Annotated in this window: 11 protein-coding genes; 5 read left to right on the top strand and 6 right to left on the bottom strand. The window is 76.0% G+C overall.

The genetic code is table 11. From position 1 onward, the window contains the following. Positions 1–124 precede the first annotated feature (124 nt). The 5 genes from F7P10_RS26640 (at position 125) to F7P10_RS26660 (ending at position 4566) form a co-directional block, all read left to right on the top strand. Complete coding sequence (locus F7P10_RS26640) at positions 125–520, top strand: hypothetical protein (protein ID WP_151013270.1); 396 nt, start codon at positions 125–127, stop codon at positions 518–520. Between the two features lie 26 nt (positions 521–546). Next, a complete protein-coding gene (locus tag F7P10_RS26645; RefSeq protein ID WP_151013271.1) occupies positions 547–1776 on the top strand; it encodes a hypothetical protein in 1230 nt (409 codons plus the stop codon). Positions 1777–1961: 185 nt separating this feature from the next. Then, on the top strand, positions 1962–3110 hold the full coding sequence (locus tag F7P10_RS26650; RefSeq protein WP_151013273.1) for a serine hydrolase: 1149 nt from the start codon (positions 1962–1964) through the stop codon (positions 3108–3110). Positions 3111–3168: 58 nt separating this feature from the next. Further along, on the top strand, positions 3169–4107 hold the full coding sequence (locus tag F7P10_RS26655; RefSeq protein WP_151013275.1) for a DUF5996 family protein: 939 nt from the start codon (positions 3169–3171) through the stop codon (positions 4105–4107). A 12-nt stretch (positions 4108–4119) separates the two neighbouring features. Next, positions 4120–4566, top strand: coding sequence for a VOC family protein (locus F7P10_RS26660; RefSeq protein ID WP_151013277.1), 447 nt, complete (start codon positions 4120–4122; stop codon positions 4564–4566). A 4-nt stretch (positions 4567–4570) separates the two neighbouring features. Here the strand turns inward: F7P10_RS26660 and F7P10_RS26665 are convergent, their stop codons facing one another. From F7P10_RS26665 to F7P10_RS45160, 6 genes are all read right to left on the bottom strand, one after another. After that, positions 4571–6307, bottom strand: coding sequence for an ABC transporter ATP-binding protein (locus tag F7P10_RS26665; protein ID WP_151013279.1), 1737 nt, complete (start codon positions 6305–6307; stop codon positions 4571–4573). Next, positions 6304–8097: an ABC transporter ATP-binding protein gene (locus F7P10_RS26670; RefSeq protein WP_151013281.1), complete on the bottom strand. Its 1794-nt coding sequence runs from the start codon at positions 8095–8097 to the stop codon at positions 6304–6306. Before F7P10_RS26670 ends, F7P10_RS26665 begins: the two co-directional genes overlap by 4 nt. A 150-nt stretch (positions 8098–8247) precedes the next feature. After that, a complete protein-coding gene (locus F7P10_RS42705) occupies positions 8248–8403 on the bottom strand; it encodes a VenA family class IV lanthipeptide (RefSeq protein WP_176611670.1) in 156 nt (51 codons plus the stop codon). Between the two features lie 6 nt (positions 8404–8409). Next, entirely contained in the window at positions 8410–10257 is a 1848-nt protein-coding gene (locus F7P10_RS26675; RefSeq protein ID WP_151013282.1) for an alpha/beta fold hydrolase, read from the bottom strand. Then, positions 10254–12992, bottom strand: coding sequence for a class IV lanthionine synthetase LanL (gene lanL, locus F7P10_RS26680; RefSeq protein WP_218040148.1), 2739 nt, complete (start codon positions 12990–12992; stop codon positions 10254–10256). The genes F7P10_RS26675 and lanL overlap by 4 nt, the downstream gene beginning before the upstream one ends. A gap of 418 nt (positions 12993–13410) precedes the next feature. After that, complete coding sequence (locus F7P10_RS45160; protein WP_151013284.1) at positions 13411–16233, bottom strand: LuxR family transcriptional regulator; 2823 nt, start codon at positions 16231–16233, stop codon at positions 13411–13413. Positions 16234–16413 lie beyond the last annotated feature (180 nt).

Here is a 16413-nt window from a genome sequence, read left to right on the forward strand (position 1 = left end):
ACCTCGCCACCGCCCGGTGTGCGTCGTCCGGCCGGCGGGTCTGTCCGGTACCGGCCGCCGGCGGTCGTCTCGTCGGCTCCCGAGTCCTGGTGATGTGGCTCGCCGTGACCAATGATGAGTGAGTATGAGCGGTCGTTGGGTATGGGGCGGGGCCACGATCACGGTGGCAGCGGTGGCGGGGCTCGCCGTGTACTACGCGGTGGTGGGGTTGGAAGAGGCCGACAAGCTGGGCAGCGTGGTCGGGTCGCTCGTGGCTGTCGTGGGCGTGGCCGTGGCGGCGTACGGGCTGGCCGGAGCGCCGGCTCCGGGGCGGCGGGTGAGCCAGCGGGCGCGGGCGACCGGGCGGGGCCAGGTCACTCAGGTCGGCGGAGATCAGGTTCCTCGCGGCGCCGCGGCGGCCGGTGGCGCCGGTCGGCCCGCCGCGGAGGGCGGGGAGCAGGTGCGGCAGAACGCCCGGGCCGACGAGGACGGCGCGATCCGGCAGATCGGCGGCGATCAGGGGCGCCGCTCCCCGTCATGAAACGCCCTCGGCGTGACTCCGGCGAGGTGCGCCAGGACGCCAGGGCCCGCGATGGCGGCGTTGTCCACCAGGTGGCCGGAGACCAGCACGTCCATCATCACAACCACCCTGAAGGTGCTGCACCGCAGGTCGAACGCATCGCCCGCTCCATAACCGATCCGTTCGACCGGGCACGGGCGTTGGGGGCGGTAGCGAAGGCGGAGATGACCGACCACCAGGAGCGGGCGCAAGCCCTGCTGGACGACGCCGAGCGCATCGCCCGCTCGATTACCGACCCCTATAGGCGGGCCACGGTATTGGGAACGGTCACGGACGTCGTCGCAGGACGCGCTCCGGAGCGGGCGCAAGCCTTGCTGGACGAGGCCGAACGCCTCACCGATTCCATCACCGACGCTGACCTCCGGGAACAGACGTTGATGTTCCTGGCGAGAGCCGCCGCCGGGTACGCTCCGGCCGAGGCCGAACGCATCGCCCGCTCCATCCCCGGCCCGACCTGCACATGGGCACTTAAGGGGGTGGCAGCAGTGGTGATGGAAACCGCTCCGGCCGAGGCCGAACGCATCGCCCGCTCGATCACCAATCCAACCGCTCGGGCACCGGCGTTGGGGCAGGTCGCGGGGGCGGTCTGGGAACTCGACCCCCAGCATGCCCGGGCGCTGCTGGCCGAGGCCGAACACATCGCCCGTACTCTCGTCCCCGGCTTCAGCCGGGCACGGGCGCTGAGCGAGATCGCGGGAGCGGTCGCGGGGCATGCCTCGTACCGTGCGCGGGGCTTGCTGACCGAGGCCGAGCGCATCACCCGCTCCGACACCAAGACGTTTCAGAAGTGGGCGTTGCCGGATGTAGCGGAGAACCTCGCTGCGCTCGACCCGGCCGAGGCCCAGCGCATCGTCCGCTCCATCGCCGACCCCTACGACCGGACAAAGGCGTTGGGAAAGGTCACCGAGACCATCGCCGGGTTCGACCCGGCCACGGCCGAACGTATTGCCCGCTCCATCCGCAGGCAGCACATCGACCGCTTCGTCACCAAGTTCTTTCCCAACAAGTGGAGGGTGGCCCAACCCCTGGAGTTCTACGGGGCACAAGCGTTGGCGGTGGTCGCGGGAGCCGTCCGGAACTCTGACCCGCAGCATGCCCTGGCCCTGCTGAACGAAGCAGAGCGCACCGCCCGCTCCATCACCTTCATCGACGACCGGGAAGAGGTCCTGCTGCACATCGTCCAGGCCATGACCCGTCAGCAGCCACGGAAACGATGACCTGGCCCGGCGGGACCCCCTGCGCTGCCTCGACTCGCCGGGCAGTGTCCCTCTTGAGCGGCGAGTCGCGACACCGAGGGCGCTCAGAGCCGGGGCATCTTGCGGTGCCGCGGGCCGCGATGAGTTCGGCGGGGCCGCCCGGTCCATATCGGTGAGGGCGGCGAGGGCGACGGAGGGAGTCGGGCATGCCGGACGAGCGTGGGCCGGATCGGGTGCGGCGGGTGCTGGACGGGCACATCGGGGCGGGGCTCGCGCCGGGCCTCGTCGCGCTCGTCCGGCGGGGCGCGGAGACGCGGGCGGTCGTGCTCGGGTCGATGGCGGCGGGCGGCGGCGCGCCGATGCGCCGGGACGCGCTGTTCCGCGTCCTGTCGCTCACCAAGCCGGTGACGGCCGTCGCGGCGCTGTCGCTCGTCGAGGACGGCACGCTGGCGCTCGACGACCCGGTGGACAGGTGGGTGCCCGAGCTGGCGGGTCCGCGGGTGCTGCGCCGTCCGGACGGGCCGCTGGACGACACCGTCCCCGCGGCACGGGCCATCACCGTCCGCGACCTGCTGACGTTCCGGCTGGGAACCGGCGCGATGACGGAGCCGTGCCCGCTCGGGGACGCGATGGCGGCCGCGGGCGTCGCCCCGGGCCCGGACCCGACGGAGCTGGCGCCCGGCGAGTGGCTCGGACGGCTCGGCGCGCTGCCGCTCGCGTACCAGCCGGGCGCGCGCTGGCTGTACGACACGGGCTCGGACGTGCTCGGGGTGCTGCTCGCCCGCGCGGCGGACCGTCCGCTCGCCGACCTGTTCCGCGAGCGGGTCTTCGAGCCGCTCGGGATGCGCGACACCGGGTTCCACGTCCCGTCCGGCGAGGCGCACCGGCTGGCCGCGTCCTACCGGCCGCCGGACGGGTCCGGCGTGCTGACGCCGCGGGACGACCCGCGCGACCGGCCGCCCGCGTTCCCGTCCGGCGCCGGCGGCCTGGTCTCCACCGCCGACGACTACGTGACCTTCTTCCGGACGCTGCTGGACGGCGGCGGCCCGGTGCTGTCGCGGGAGTCGGTCGCGGCGATGACGACCGATCGGCTCCGCGCGGCGGAGAAGGCGGGCGCCGGGATGTTCCTCCAGTCGGGCGGCTGGGGGTTCGGCGTCGCGGTCGAGACTCGCGACGACCCGCCGGAGTCCCGCGCCGGACGGTTCGGCTGGATGGGCGGCCTCGGCACGATGGCGTTCGCCGACCCGTCCGCCGATCTCGTCGCGGTGCTGTTCACGCAGGTCGAGCTGGGTTCGCCGGAGTCCGCGCGGGTGTTCGACGAGTTCCGCGAGGTCGCCTACGCCCCGGCGGAGTGACCGCCGCCCGGCGGGGCATGAGGACGGGACGTCATGGTTCCGGCCGAGGGGGACGGCGATGGGACGGCAGGGGTGGCCGCGGCTGCGCGTGGCCGACTGGCAGGCGACGCGCGACACGCTGCACATGTGGGCGCAGATCGTCGGCAAGGTGCGGCTGGCGCACGCGCCGCTGGTGAACCACTGGTGGAACGTGACGTTGTACGTGAGCCCACGCGGGCTGACGACGTCGACGATCCCCTACGGCACCGGCGCGTTCGACGTCGAGTTCGACTTCGTCGGGCACCGGCTGCGGTTGCGCGGGAGCGACGGGACGGACGAGGGGTTCGCGCTGGAGCCGATGACGGTCGCGGAGTTCCACGACCGGACGATGCGGGCCCTCGGCCGGCTCGGCGTCGAGACGCGCATCCAGGGGCATCCGAACGAGGTCGATCCGGCGATCCCGTTCGCGGAGGACGACGTGCACGCGTCCTACGACGCGGACGCGGCGCACCTGTTCTGGCGGCAGCTGCTGCAGGGGTCGCGGGTGCTGGGGGAGTTCCGGTCGCGGTTCGTCGGGAAGGTCAGCCCCGTCCACGTGTTCTGGGGTGCGCTGGACCTCGCGTGCACGCGGTTCTCCGGCCGGACCGCGCCCGACCATCCCGGCGGCGCGCCGAACTGCGGCGACTGGGTGATGGTCGAGGGGTACTCGCGGGAGCTGAGCAGCTGCGGGTTCTGGCCGGGCGGCGGCGAGGAGGGCGCGTTCTACGCGTACGCCTACCCGGAGCCGGAGGGGTTCGCGGCCCGTTCCGTGCGGCCGTCGGCCGCGTTCTACAGCGCCGAGAACGGCCAGTTCCTGCTGCCGTACGAGGCGGTCGCCGACGATCCCGACCCCGACGCGGCGCTGCTGGCGTTCCTCCAGGACACCTACGAGGCCGCCGCCGACCTCGCCGGCTGGGACCGGGACGTCCTGGAGGCCGACCCCGCCCGCTGGGCGCACAAGACGAACCACCGCGTGTGAAGGAGACGACCGATGGTGACCCGCGAACAGCTGCCCGCGCCCACCGAGGGGCTGGTGCTCACGCACTTCCTGACCGTCCGGGACGTCGCCCGCTCGCGCGCGTTCTACGCGGACGTGCTCGGCGGCGAGGTCGTCCTGGCGGAGAACCCGGCGATCGTGCGGGTCGCCAACACGTGGATCATCATGAATCCCGGCGGCGGCCCGACCCCCGACAAGCCGGACGTCACGCTGCGGGCGCCCGAGCCGGGGGACCCGGTGACGGCGTTCATGAACGTGCGGGTCGCCGACATCGCCGCGTTCCACGCGCGCGCGACGTCGCTGGGCGCCCGCTTCCTCACCGAGCCGATCGACCGCAAGGCCGAGATCCGCTGCTACATGGTGGATCCGGACGGCCGCCTCATCGAGGTCGGGCAGGCCACGGGCATGCTGCACGGCGTCTACGCCGACCCGCCGGCCTGACCGTTCAGGTCCGCCAGTGGCCGACCAGTTCGGCGTAGAGCGGGCTGAGGTCGAGCAGCGTGCGGTGCGTCCCGACGATCGGACCCGAGGAGTCGAGCAGCAGCACCCGGTGGGCCCGCTCGGCGGAGCTGATCCGGTGGGCGATGACGACGAGCGTCCGGCCCCGGCCCGCCAGCGCCCGCTCGGCGCGGGCCTCCGCGGCGGGCGGCAGGTGGCAGGTCGCCTCGTCGAGGATGAGGACGGGCGCCGCCGACAGGTACGCGCGGGCGAGCGTGACGAGCTGGCGTTCCCCGTGGGACAGCGACCCGCCGCCCGGCGGGACGGCGGCGTCGTAGCCGCCGAACCGGCGCAGCGTCTCCTCCAGGCCCACCGCGCGGGCGGCCTCGTCGAGCTGCGCGGTGGTGGCGCCCGGACGCAGGTAGGCGAGGTTCTCCCGCAGGGTTCCGGCGAAGATGTAGCTCTCCTGCGGGATGAGCGTCACGGCGGACCGGAGCCGGTCCCGGTCGACGTCGGGCAGCGGCACGCCGCCGAGCGTGACGGTGCCCCGCTGGGGGCGGACGAGGTCGGTGAGGACGTTCGCGAGCGTCGACTTGCCCGTGCCGCTGGGGCCGACGACGGCCAGGTGGGTGCCCGCCGGTATGCGCAGGCTCAACCCGGTGAGGACGGGCGCGGCGCGCGGCGAGTAGGCGAACGTGACGCGGTCGAGTTCGATGTCGGACGAGGCGGGGACGGGCCCCGGCCGGGCGGGGAGTGCGGGCGCGGTGCCGCCCGCGCCCGTCTCGGCGAGCCGGCCGAGGATCACCGCGAGGCTGAGCAGCAGGGTGCCGCCCGCGTCGACCAGCAGGACGATCCCCGGCTGCAGCCCGGTGATGAGGTAGCCGGCCGCGCCGGCGACCTCCCCGGTCGTGAGCCGCCCGCCGTCGATCAGGGACGGGGCCAGCGCGAGCAGCACCAGGAGCGGCAGGTGCACGCCGAGCGCCAGCACCGGGAGCCGGACGAGCCGGGACCGGGCGAACGCGCGCATCGCCGCCGCCTGCGCGTCGATGGACGCGGCGACCGTGCGGGCCGCCCGGTCCTCGGCGGCGCACGCGACGACGTCGCGCACCCCCGCGACGATCGCGGCGCCGGACTCGCCGATCCGTTCGGCCTGCCGCACGACGTCGCGGTACCGGCGGATCTGGACGCCCAGGAAGGCGGCGAACACGCCCACGGCGACGGCGACCGACAGGGCGATGGCCAGGGCGAGCGGCGGGGAGAGCAGCGCGAGCCCGACCAGTGCGGCGATCCCGGCGGCGAGCAGCTGGCGGACGTTGCGCAGCGCGGTGCCGAGCAGCACCCGGACGGCCTCGGCCTGCTCGGCGACCTGCGCGACGCCCGTCCCCGCCCCGCCCGCCGTCCCGTCCGCCTCGCCTCCCGTGCCGCCCGTCCGGTGCAGGGAGGCGGTGACGACGTCGGTGACCAGGGAGTCGCGGAGCGGCTCGACGGTGGTGGCCAGCCGGGGGTAGATGCGCCGGGTCGCCTCGGCGCCGCACAGGTAGAGGACGGCCAGGACGGCGAGCCACGCCAGGCCGGTTCCGGGGCGACCGGCGAGGAAGCCGTGGTCGACGGCGCGGGCGAGCAGCAGGCCCCCGGCGAGCACGGGCAGGCCTTCGACGACGGACCACGCGGCGAGCCCGCGCAGCGCCGGCCCCCGCCCCCGGAGGTGGCGGCGCAGCAGCCGGGCCGCGGGCGGGACCCTCATCCGCCGGGCCCCGGGGCGGTGCCGAACACGGCCCGGTAGTCGGGGTCGGCCCACAGTTCGGCGTGGGGCGCGAGCGCGCGGATCCGGCCGCCGTCGAGCCAGGCGACCAGGTCGGCGCGGGCCGCGGTGGCGGGCCGCCGCGCCACCACCAGGCTGGTGCGGCGGGCCAGGAGCCGCTGGAGCGCCCGCGTCACCTTCATCTCCGTGGCGGTGTCGAGGCTGCTGGTGGCGTCGTCGAGGACGAGGACGCGGGCGCCGGTCAGCGCCGCGCGGGCGAGCCCGAGCCGCTGCAGCTCGCCGCCCGACAGCGGCGCCCGGTCCAGCGGGGTGTCGTACCCGTCCGGCAGGGCGCGGACGAAGTCGTCGGCGGCGGCCGTCCGGGCGGCCCGGCGCACCTGCGCGCGGGTGGCCTCGGGACGCGCGTAGGCGATCGTGTCGTGCACGGTCGCGCCGAGCAGCGCGGGCCGCTCGAACGCGTAGGCGACGGCGCGGCGCAGCTCCGGCGGCGCGACGGCGGTGACGGGGACGCCGTCGAGTTCGACGCGGCCCTCCTGCGGGTCGAGGAGCCGCCCGACCAGCGACACCAGGACGCTCTTGCCCGTCCCGGACGCGCCGACGACGGCGACCCCGGTCCCGGCGGGGACCGTCAGATCGAGGCGGTCGAGGACGGTGCGGTCGCCGATCCGGACGGTGACGTCCCGCAGGCTGAGCCGTCCGGGGCCGTCCGGCAGCGCGACCGGGCGCGGCGGCGGCGCGACGGCCGGGACGGTGTCGAGCACCTCCTGCACCCGTCCGGCGCTGACCTCGCAGTTCAGCAGCGCGACGACGGTGTCGAACAGCGCGGCGGCGCCGACGGCCATCGCGGTGTAGGAGGCGGCGGCGACGAGCCCGCCGGGGGTGATGTCGCCGGTGGCGAGCCGCAGCCCGGCGACGCCGACGACCGCGACCTGCAGCAGCGGCGCCAGCAGCGCCAGCCGCCAGCCGACGCGGCCCTGCACGGCCCAGGTGCGGTGCCCGGCGTCGCGCAGCAGGGGGAGCGGCCGCAGGATCCGCGCGACCTCGCGGTCCGCGGTGCCGGAGGCGCGGATCGTCCGGATCCCCTGGTGCGCGTCCAGCAGCCGGGTCGCGACCGCCGCCTGGTGGCGCGCGTAGTCCGCGAACGGCTCGCCCGCGCGGGCCACGAACACGCGCAGCACCACGACGGCGGGCGGCACGCCGAGCGCGAACGCCAGCGCGAGCGTCCAGTCGATCAGGCCCAGCGCGACCACGGCGCCCGCGGTCGTCGCCAGGGTCGCCGCCACCGACACGAGCTGGACGGGGAACGCGGCGGGGCCGCTCGCGCTCTCGGTGAGCCGGGAGAGCACGTCGCCGGTGGGGAAGCGGCGGCGGCCGGGCACCCCGAGTTCGAGGACCCGCCCGATCAGCCGGTGCCGCAGCCACGCGGTGACGTGGCTGCCGCAGTAGGACCCCGCCAGGTCCTCCCCGGCGTCGGCCAGGGCGGCGACGGCGAGGACGACCGCCAGCCCGGTCAGGGCGCCGCCCGGCGGGCGGCCGGTGTGGACGGCGTCGATCGCGCGGGCGAGCATGACGGGCGTCGCGAGGGTCGCCAGGACGCGCAGCAGCGTGCACAGCACCAGCACGCCCATCAGGGCGCGGGTGCGGCGCATCGCCGCGCGCAGCAGCCGCCGTCCGCCGGCGCGCAGCACCGCCGGCGCGGGGGGCGCGGCGGGGGCTTCGGTGCGGGGCGCGGTCTCGCCGCCGGCGGGTTCGGTCCGGACCCTGCCTGTCACGCGGGTCGGCTCCCTTCCCTCCCGGCGGGCATTGGTTACAGTGATGGGTGGGTCCGGTCACGGATCGGCCGGGTCAGCCGACCGATCCGTGACCGGTGTCTACGGGCCGGGGTCAAGCTCTATTCCCGAACCGTGTCAGGGTGTTCGGCGTCACGCGCAGGAGACGCCGACGCACACGGTGTTGAGCAGCGTCAGCAGACCGGCGCACGTGCACGTGCCGCCGAGCTGGATGCCGTCGATCTCGATCGGGTCGGTCTCGGGCAGGTCCTGCAGCTCCGCGACCAGGTCACCGTCGAAGATGTCCATCTGTGTTCACCTCCTCTCCTTGCTCGGTACCAAGGTCCGCCCCGCGCCGAGGCAGAAGCGGACCACACTCGTCCGCAGGTCCGCGGGCCATGCCTGGACGACCGCGGTGTGGTCGTCGTCGACTTCGAGGTACTCGAAGCCGGGCCCTTCGGTCCTGCCGAGTTCGAGGAGGCGCCGGCGCAGCGCCCGGGACTGCCCGACCGGGACGACCTCGTCCCGGGTGCCGTGCGCCACGAGCAGCGGCGCGGTGAGCGCGCCGCACGCGGCCAGGACGTCGCGCCGCGCGTCCCGTCCGGTGCCGCCGGGCCGGTGCAGGGCCGCCACCCGGTCCCGGACCGGGGCGGCGGCGTCGCGGTAGAGGCTCGCGGGGGAGGTGAACGGCGCCAGCGCGACGCACGCCGCCCACAGGTCCGGGTGGCGGCACGCCGCCAGCAGCGCCAGCCACGCCCCGTAGCTGGCGCCGAGCAGGACCGGCTCCCGCACCCTGGCGCCGGTGCCGCGGCGGCGCTCGGCGATGCCGCGGCCCAGGTGGACGACGTCCGCCAGGTCGGGCCCGCCCCAGTCGCCGACGACCGCCCGCAGGTGCCGCTCGCCGTAGCCGGTGCTGCCGCGCTGGTTGGGGGCGACGACGGCGATCCCGGCGGCGGCGAGATGCTGGAAGAGCGGGTCGAACTCCAGCCGCCACGCGGCCAGCGGGCCGCCGTGCAGCGCGAGGACCACCCGGTCGCTCTCGTGCCAGCGGGCGCCGCCGTAGACGATCGCCTCGACAGGCCCGTCCGGGCCCGGCAGCTCGACCAGGTCGGCGCCCGCCCAGCGGGCGGCGGTGCCGGCCGGGCGGCGCGCGAGCGACCAGCCGGCGCGGTGCGCGGTCGCGAGCGTCGGCGGCTGGTGCGGCGCCGAGAAGCGCAGGTGGATCCGCCCGCCGGTCCAGGACGCGGGCGGCGACAGGACGCCGCGCGGCCCGGGCACCGGTTCGACGCGGTCGTCGGCCGGGGTGTGGATCAGGAGGCGGGACGTCGCGCCGACGTCCTCGCAGACGAGCAGGCGTTCGCCGCCGCCGAAGGCCAGCGGGGTGCGGGCGCGGCCGGGCCGGTTGAGGGACGCGGGGAACCGCACCCGGCCGCCGCCGGGCGACCACAGCCCGATCGCGGGGACGGCGCGCCCGGGGCCGCCGGTCGTCACGGCCAGCCGCCGCGCGGCCCGGTCGCAGGCGACGATGCGGTCGCTGGTCGTGTCGGAGACCGTCCAGATCCGGCGCCAGGACCGTTCGCGCAGGTCCACGACGATCCCGTCCGTCCGGTGCCCGTCGCCCGCGTGGTCGAGCGCCAGCGTGCGCCCGTCGTCGAGCCACACACCGCCCGACAGCACGCCGGGGATCCGGACGACCGGTTCCGGCGGGCCCGCGCCGTGCGGCAGGACCCAGATCCGGGAGTGCCGCTCGTCCTCGACGGTCACGACGACCAGCGTCTGGGGCGAGCCCGGACCGGCCAGCGGGTATCCGGCGAGCATCGGGGCGATCCGCCACGATCGGGCGGCCGCGCCGTCCGGGCCGTCCGGGCCGCCGGGACGCACCGCGAGCACGGTCCCGTGGCCGGCCGGCGCCCCGCCCGCGCCGGTCGCGGCCCGCGCCACGAGGACGCGGCCGTCGTCCAGCGGGATCGGGCGGCTGGTCCGGTCGACGGGGTCGCCGGCGGTGCCGACGGCCCGGCCGGACGGGACGGGGCCGGTGAGGTCCCACCGCTCCAGCGTCACGCGGTCCTGGACGGTGCTCAGGCAGGTGGCCCACCGGCCGTCGCCCGAGAACGCGAAGCCGAACCGGGACGGGATGGCGGGAAGGGCGGGGACGGCGGTCACGACGCCCCCCTCGCGGTGGTCGCGGTGGTCGGCGCGGTCGCGGCGGCGGCGTCGACCGTCCAGAGGCGCGGCGACCCGTACCGCAGCCGCAGCAGGAAGCCGAGCATCCCGCTGAGGCCGTCGCCCCAGGTCGCCGAGACCTCGCCCTGCTCGTCGGGGAGGACGAGCCGGCCGTCGCGGAGCGCGCGTGCGGCGACGATCGTCCGGGCGAGCCGCCAGGCGGCCGCCCGGTGCCGGTCGTCGCCGGTCAGGTCGGCCATGTCGAGCAGGAAGTCGCCGTTGCCCGACAGGCCGTGGCACTGCCCGAGCACCGCGCGCCAGGCGTGCTCGGTGACGGCGCGGGCGGCGCGGTCGGCGGCCTCGAGGAAGCGCGCGTCGCCGGTGGCGGTGCCGAGGCGGAGCAGGAAGCTTCCGATGCCCGACGCGCCGTGGCACCAGTAGGGGGCGGTCGGCGCGTCACCGGCTCCGGCCCCCCACATCGCGGTTCCCCGCTCGACGACCGCCGCGTCGAGGAGTTCCTCTCCGATGCGGAGGGCGAGCGCCCGGCAGTCGTCGCGTCCGGTCGCCTCCGCGCAGGCGACCAGGAAGTAGCCGACGCCCGCGATGCCGTGCGCGAACCCGTAGTAGGACCTGCCCGCGAGCTTGGAGTCGACGTCCGCGGGGGTGCTCCACATCAGCCGGCCTTCGCGGTCCTCGACCGTCCCGAGCAGCGCGTCGGCGGCGGCGTCCGCGCGCCGGGCGAACCGCGCCGAGCCGGTGCGGGACCACAGGTGCAGGGCGGTCAGGCCGAGACCGGCGGTCCCGTGGGTGATGTCGGGGCTGGCCACGGCGGTCGGGAGCCCCTCGGCCACGTCGGCGGCGTCGTCGACCAGGCGCTCGTCGCCGAGCGCCAGGCCCGCCTCCAGCAGCGACCACGACACGCCCGCCGTGCCGAAGTACAGGCCGGGCGGGCGGCTCGTCCCGTCCGCCAGCCGCGCGCGGATCCACCGGGCCGCCGCCGCGATCGCGTCCGGAAGGCGCGGATCGCCGGTCAGCTCCGCGTACCGCACCAGCGCGCCCAGGCAGCCGGCGGCGCCCTGCTGCAGGGTGCACGGGTCGGGCGCGCCGTGCACGCACGACACCGGCCACAGCGCGTGCGGCGCGTCCGGGTCCATGGAGGCGAGGAGTTCGTCGACGATCCCGCCGATGGCCCGGTCGACCGTCTCCCGCGGCCAGGGGGTCTCGGCGTCCCGGCCGCGCGCCCGTCGCGGGGCCCGCGCCGCGAGCGCCTCGCGTGCCCGGTCCGCCGTCCAGCGGTGCCGCGGATCGTCCGCCATGAGGCCGCGGAGCATCGCGCGCAGGTGCTCGGGGAAGTCCAGGTCCTGCGTCCGGGCGGCCAGCCACTCCTCCAGCCGTTCGGCCGGCGGCCTGCTCTCCGGGGACTCGTCCAGCAGGTAGGGCGGGGCCCCGGTGAACAGGTAGCAGAGCGTCGCCCCGAGGCTGTAGTGGTCGGCCGACGCGTGCGGCGCCGCGCCCCCGAGCTGCTCGGGTGCCCCGAACGCGGGCGTCCCCGCCTGGCGCGGGCCGTCCTCCCCGTCGACGACCGCGAGTTCGAGGTCGATGAGGACCGGAGCGCCGTCCGGGCGGACCATGATGTTGTTGGGGTTGAAGTCGCGGACGAGCAGCCCGGCGGCGTGCACGTCGCTCATCAGCTCGACGAGGCGGCGCGCCATGTCCGTCGCGGCCGGGAGATGCCCGCCCCAGCCGGTCTCGACGATGCGGTCGGCCGCCCACTCGCGCAGCGGACCGCCCTCGATCATCTCCTGCGCGAGGAAGAGGTGCCCGCCCTGCGGGAACAGCGCGACGAGCCGCGGGGCCAGCCCGGTGCCGGCCAGCCGCTCCAGCGCCCTGGCCTCCGCGCGCAGCCGGTCGCGGGTGTCGCGCCCGTCCATGTCGGCGGCGACGTGCGGGCGCCCCTCCTTGATCACGACCGGGTCCCCGGTGCGGCGGTCCACCGCGCGATAAACGCCGCCCTTGTTGGTATGGCGGATCGCCTCACGCACCGCGAAGTGTTCGCCGAGCATTATCGCTCCGGCTTCACGTGACCGCCGGGTGCCGTTCATGCCGTTGTCGGGGAAGGGGGATGTCACCCAGGAGGGAGGCGTGTACTTGCCGGTGCGCTGATCCTCGACGGGCTTCCCGTCCGGGTCGAGGATCGTCCACGTGTAGAACCCGTCATTGGTGAGGCGCCGCTCTTCGACGAAAGCGCCATAGCGGTAATGGACGAGGCTTCCGGGTGCGTACGGCCGATCGGAAAGGACGCGCGGGCCGGCCAGCCCTTGCGTCGCCTCGTGCAGTTCGCGGGCGATCCGCACGGCCTCCGTGTCGCTTTCGGGGTAGATTGTCATGAATTTGCCTGAATGGCCGCGCGAGGTGTTGCGCGCGTTCAGGGCGGCGACGAAGTCGACCGTCGCGGCGAACTTGAACGCCGAGCGCGCCTCGCCCGCGAGCAGCACCGGCAGTGCCCGTGCGAGCACCTCCGGCGCGGACGCCGGCGTGGCCGAGACGTGCAGCTTCCAGCCCTGCGGGCGTCGCGGCCCCTCCTCGGGGGCGGCCGAGCACCAGATCCCGGAACGGCCGATCCGCCACCGTCCCGGTGCGGACTCGATGGCGCGCGTGAGGGCGTCGACCAGAGGCGTCTCTTCCGCATCCGCGGCCGAGACGGCCGTGAAGATGCTGAATTTGAAATCCACCATGATGATCTCCGTCGCCCACATTCGGTTGGTGCCTGCGGCGCAGATGGATCGAAATGACTTCGACCATCCGCTCGCCTCGAGCAGGGCCAATGTAACAACGAAGCCGACTGGAATCTAGTGATCACTTAGCGTCGCCATGTCCACATCAGGACTGGCGTGGATCTTGACTCGACTTGTGATCTTGACATCCGAGTAATATCAACCGGACCGAAAATCGGGGCCGGGTGAACTGGGCGGACCTGCACTTCTCTGCCTGGTCGGCGATGGCGCGCCCGGTAGTGCCCGCGCGGGGCCGGTCCGCCGGTGGACGAAAAGTGGCATCCGGCGAGCACAAAACTGTCCAATTAGTCGGATGTGGCCGAAAAGTGCATTAAATGCGGCAAGTGGCGGTGTGCGGTGTGCGGTCGGCGGTCCCGCGTCAGCGGATCATCCGGGCCAGTTCGACGCGGGAGCGGATGCCGAGCCGGGTGAAGACGTTGCGCAGGTGGTGGTCGATGGTGCGCGGGCTGAGCAGCAGCCGGGCGGCGATCTCGCGGTTGGTGGCGCCCTCGGCGACGAGCCGGGCGATGTGCGCCTGCTGCGGGGTGAGCTCGCCGAAGCCGTTCGCCTGCCCCGGGACGGTACGGGACGGGACGACCGCCGCTCCGGAGACGGACGCGGGTCCGGCGGGCGCGGGCACCGCGAGCGGTGCGACGGTCTCCCCGGCGGCGCGCAGCTCGGCGCGGGCCTGCTCGGTCCAGGGGCCGGCGTCGTAGCGTTCGAAGATCCGCAGCGCGGTGCGCAGGTGCTCGCGGGCGGCGCGGGGCCTGCGGGCGCGGCGCAGCCGGTGCCCGTAGAGGAGCTCGGTGCGGCCCTGCTCGAACACCGCGCCGGCGGTCTCGTGCAGGCGCAGGGCCTCGGTGAAGTGGGCGGCGGCGTCGGCCGGGGTGTCGGCGAGCAGCGCCCGGCAGCGGTGCGCGAGCGCGCGGTGGACGGGCGTGCCGGTGGCCTCCGACCAGCGGCGGAAGGTGTCGAAGGCGGCCGCGGCGCGGGCCCGGTCGCCGCCGCGCGCGAGCGCCTCCACCAGGTGCGGGGCGGCCGCGAGCCGCACCCCCGGATGCGCGACGCCCGGCCCGGCGGGCAGCCGGAGCCGGGCGACGGCGTCGGACGGCCGGTCGGCGGCGAGGTCGAGGCAGGCGGGCGCCCAGCCGCCGAACGCGGCGGCGCGGACGAGGCCGCGGCGCCCGGCGGCCGTGGCGAGCCGGTCCAGGTGCCGTTCCGCCGCGCCGGAGTCGCCGTCGAAGGACGCGGCCAGGGCGAGGGTCGCGAGCTGCTCGGCGGCGTGGCCGTGCAGCCGGGTGGCCTGCGCGAGGCGGAGGCCGTCGTGCCCGGCGGCGACCGGTGCGGGCGGGCGACCCAGCAGCACCTCGCAGCGGGCGGCGACGGACAGCGCGTACGACTCCAGCGGAACGATCCCGGCGCGGCGGGCGGCCGCGACGGCGGCGGTGGCCAGCGCGGGCGCGAGCCCCGCGTCGCCGAGGTTGAGCGCCGCGCGGGCGGCCCACGCCAGCGCGGCCGGGTCGGTGACGGACGAGCCGTGCCGCGTCGCGCTCGCGAGCCGGCGGGCCGCCTCGGCGTACCGGCCCGCGTGCAGGGCGGCCGTGCCGGTGAGGTGGTCGAGCATCAGCCGGGTGCGGGCCTCGCGCCACGGCTCGTCCGGCAGCGGGAGGGCGGCGGCGCGCTCGGCGATCTCGGCGTGCGCGGGCACGTCCCCGGCGGCCTCGGCGGCCTCGGCGGCCCACAGGAGGGTTTCGAGGGCGAGGGCCGCGTCGTCGGCGGCGAACCGTTCGGCGGCGTCCCGCAGCAGCGGGAGGGCGGTGGCCGGATCCCCGGAGGCGGCGGCGATCTCGCCGCGCAGCCGGTCCGCGCGGGCGGTGCGGGCGCCGTCGCAGCGGAACGCGGCGAGCCGCCGCAGCATCGCGCGGGCGCGGCGGGGGCGCCCGCTGGCCCACGCGTCGGCGGCCGCCGACAGCAGCCGGTCGGCGGCGAGGGTCCGGTCGGTGGTCAGGGTGGACGCGCGCTGCCACATCCGCCACGAGTCGGCGTACCGGCCGGACCCCTGGGACACGACGGCGGCGTGCGCGAGCTCGGCGGCGGCCACGTCGTCGGTCCCGCCGGACATGGCCGCGCGGTGCCAGATCCGCCCGGTGTACTGCCAGTCGTGGACGAGTACCTCCGCGAGCAGCGCGTGCGCGGCGGTGCGCTCGGCGCGGGTGGCGTCGGCCCACAGCGACGACCGGACGAGCCGGTCCCGGACCGTCACCGCGTCCGTCTCGTACCGCAGCAGCCCCGACTCGCGGGCGGCCTCGACGTCGGCCGCGCCGATCCCGGCGGCGCCCGCCGCCCGGTCGAGCGTCCCGGCGCCGACCCACTCGTCGGCCACGACGAGCAGCACGAGCCGCTGCGCGCCGGCGGGCAGCCGCAGGTAGCGGTCGCGGTGCAGGGCCCGCAGCGGGCTGCCCGGCGGCAGGGCGCGCGGCGGCGCGGCGGCGCCGGACAGCTGCCCGGGGGTGAGCGCGGCGGCGAGGTCGCGGATGGCGCGGGGCCGCCCGTCGGCCAGGTCGACGATCGCGTCGGCGAGGGCGCCGCCGACCGCGTCGCCGATCGCGTCGCGCAGCACCCGCAGGCTCGCGTCCTCGTCGAGCGGCCCGAGCCGCAGGTGCGGGATCCCGGCGAGACCGGGACGGTCGTCGCGGGCGGCGAGCAGCACCGCGACCGGCAGGTCCTGGACGCGGCGCGCCGCGAACGCCAGCGCGTCCAGGGACACCTCGTCGAGCCACTGGACGTCGTCGGCGCGGCAGAGCAGCGGCCCGTCCCGCGAGGCCAGCGCGAGCAGCTCGCACAGCGCGGCGTAGAGGGCGAACGGCTCGGCGTGCTCCCGGCCGCCGCGCACGGCGGCGAGGGCCGCGCGGTGCTCGTCCGGGAGCAGCCGGATCTCCGCGGCCAGCGGGCGCAGCAGCCGGTGCAGCCCGGCGTACGGGACGCCCGACTCGCGGGCGACGCCGGACGCGGTGATCGTCCGGACGTCCGGTCCGGCGCGGCGCACGGCCTCCTCCAGCAGCGCGGTCCGGCCGAGGCCCGCGTCGGCGACGATGGCGAGCGCGCCGCCGCGGCCGCCGCGGGCCCGGTCGAGCAGTTCCCCGATGGCGTCCAGTTCGGGTACGCGTCCGTGCAACGGGTCTCGTCCCTGTGTCACTGTCATGCCGGTTCTCCCTGTAGGCGGGGGCCCATAGGTCAGCACGGCGTGACGGGACGGGTCCAGAGCGGCGTTCTGTTACAGGGCGCGGGTGCAATCACGGGAGCTTTGCATTGTGCAATGGCACAGTCCGCGCGCACGATTATGGTTTCGTGTGCGTTACGGATGGGACCATGATGCCCCCCG

This window comes from Actinomadura sp. WMMB 499, assembly GCF_008824145.1.
In the GTDB taxonomy this organism is placed as follows: Bacteria; Actinomycetota; Actinomycetes; order Streptosporangiales; family Streptosporangiaceae; genus Spirillospora.

Coding starts and splice junctions, on each gene's coding strand:
- F7P10_RS26640 (WP_151013270.1), top strand. CDS start 125: ATGAGCGGTCGTTGGGTATGGGGCGGGGCCACGATCACGGTGGCAGCG.
- F7P10_RS26650 (WP_151013273.1), top strand. CDS start 1,962: ATGCCGGACGAGCGTGGGCCGGATCGGGTGCGGCGGGTGCTGGACGGG.
- F7P10_RS26655 (WP_151013275.1), top strand. CDS start 3,169: ATGGGACGGCAGGGGTGGCCGCGGCTGCGCGTGGCCGACTGGCAGGCG.
- F7P10_RS26660 (WP_151013277.1), top strand. CDS start 4,120: ATGGTGACCCGCGAACAGCTGCCCGCGCCCACCGAGGGGCTGGTGCTC.
- F7P10_RS26665 (WP_151013279.1), bottom strand. CDS start 6,307: ATGAGGGTCCCGCCCGCGGCCCGGCTGCTGCGCCGCCACCTCCGGGGG.
- F7P10_RS42705 (WP_176611670.1), bottom strand. CDS start 8,403: ATGGACATCTTCGACGGTGACCTGGTCGCGGAGCTGCAGGACCTGCCC.
- lanL (WP_218040148.1), bottom strand. CDS start 12,992: ATGGTGGATTTCAAATTCAGCATCTTCACGGCCGTCTCGGCCGCGGAT.
- F7P10_RS45160 (WP_151013284.1), bottom strand. CDS start 16,233: ATGACAGTGACACAGGGACGAGACCCGTTGCACGGACGCGTACCCGAA.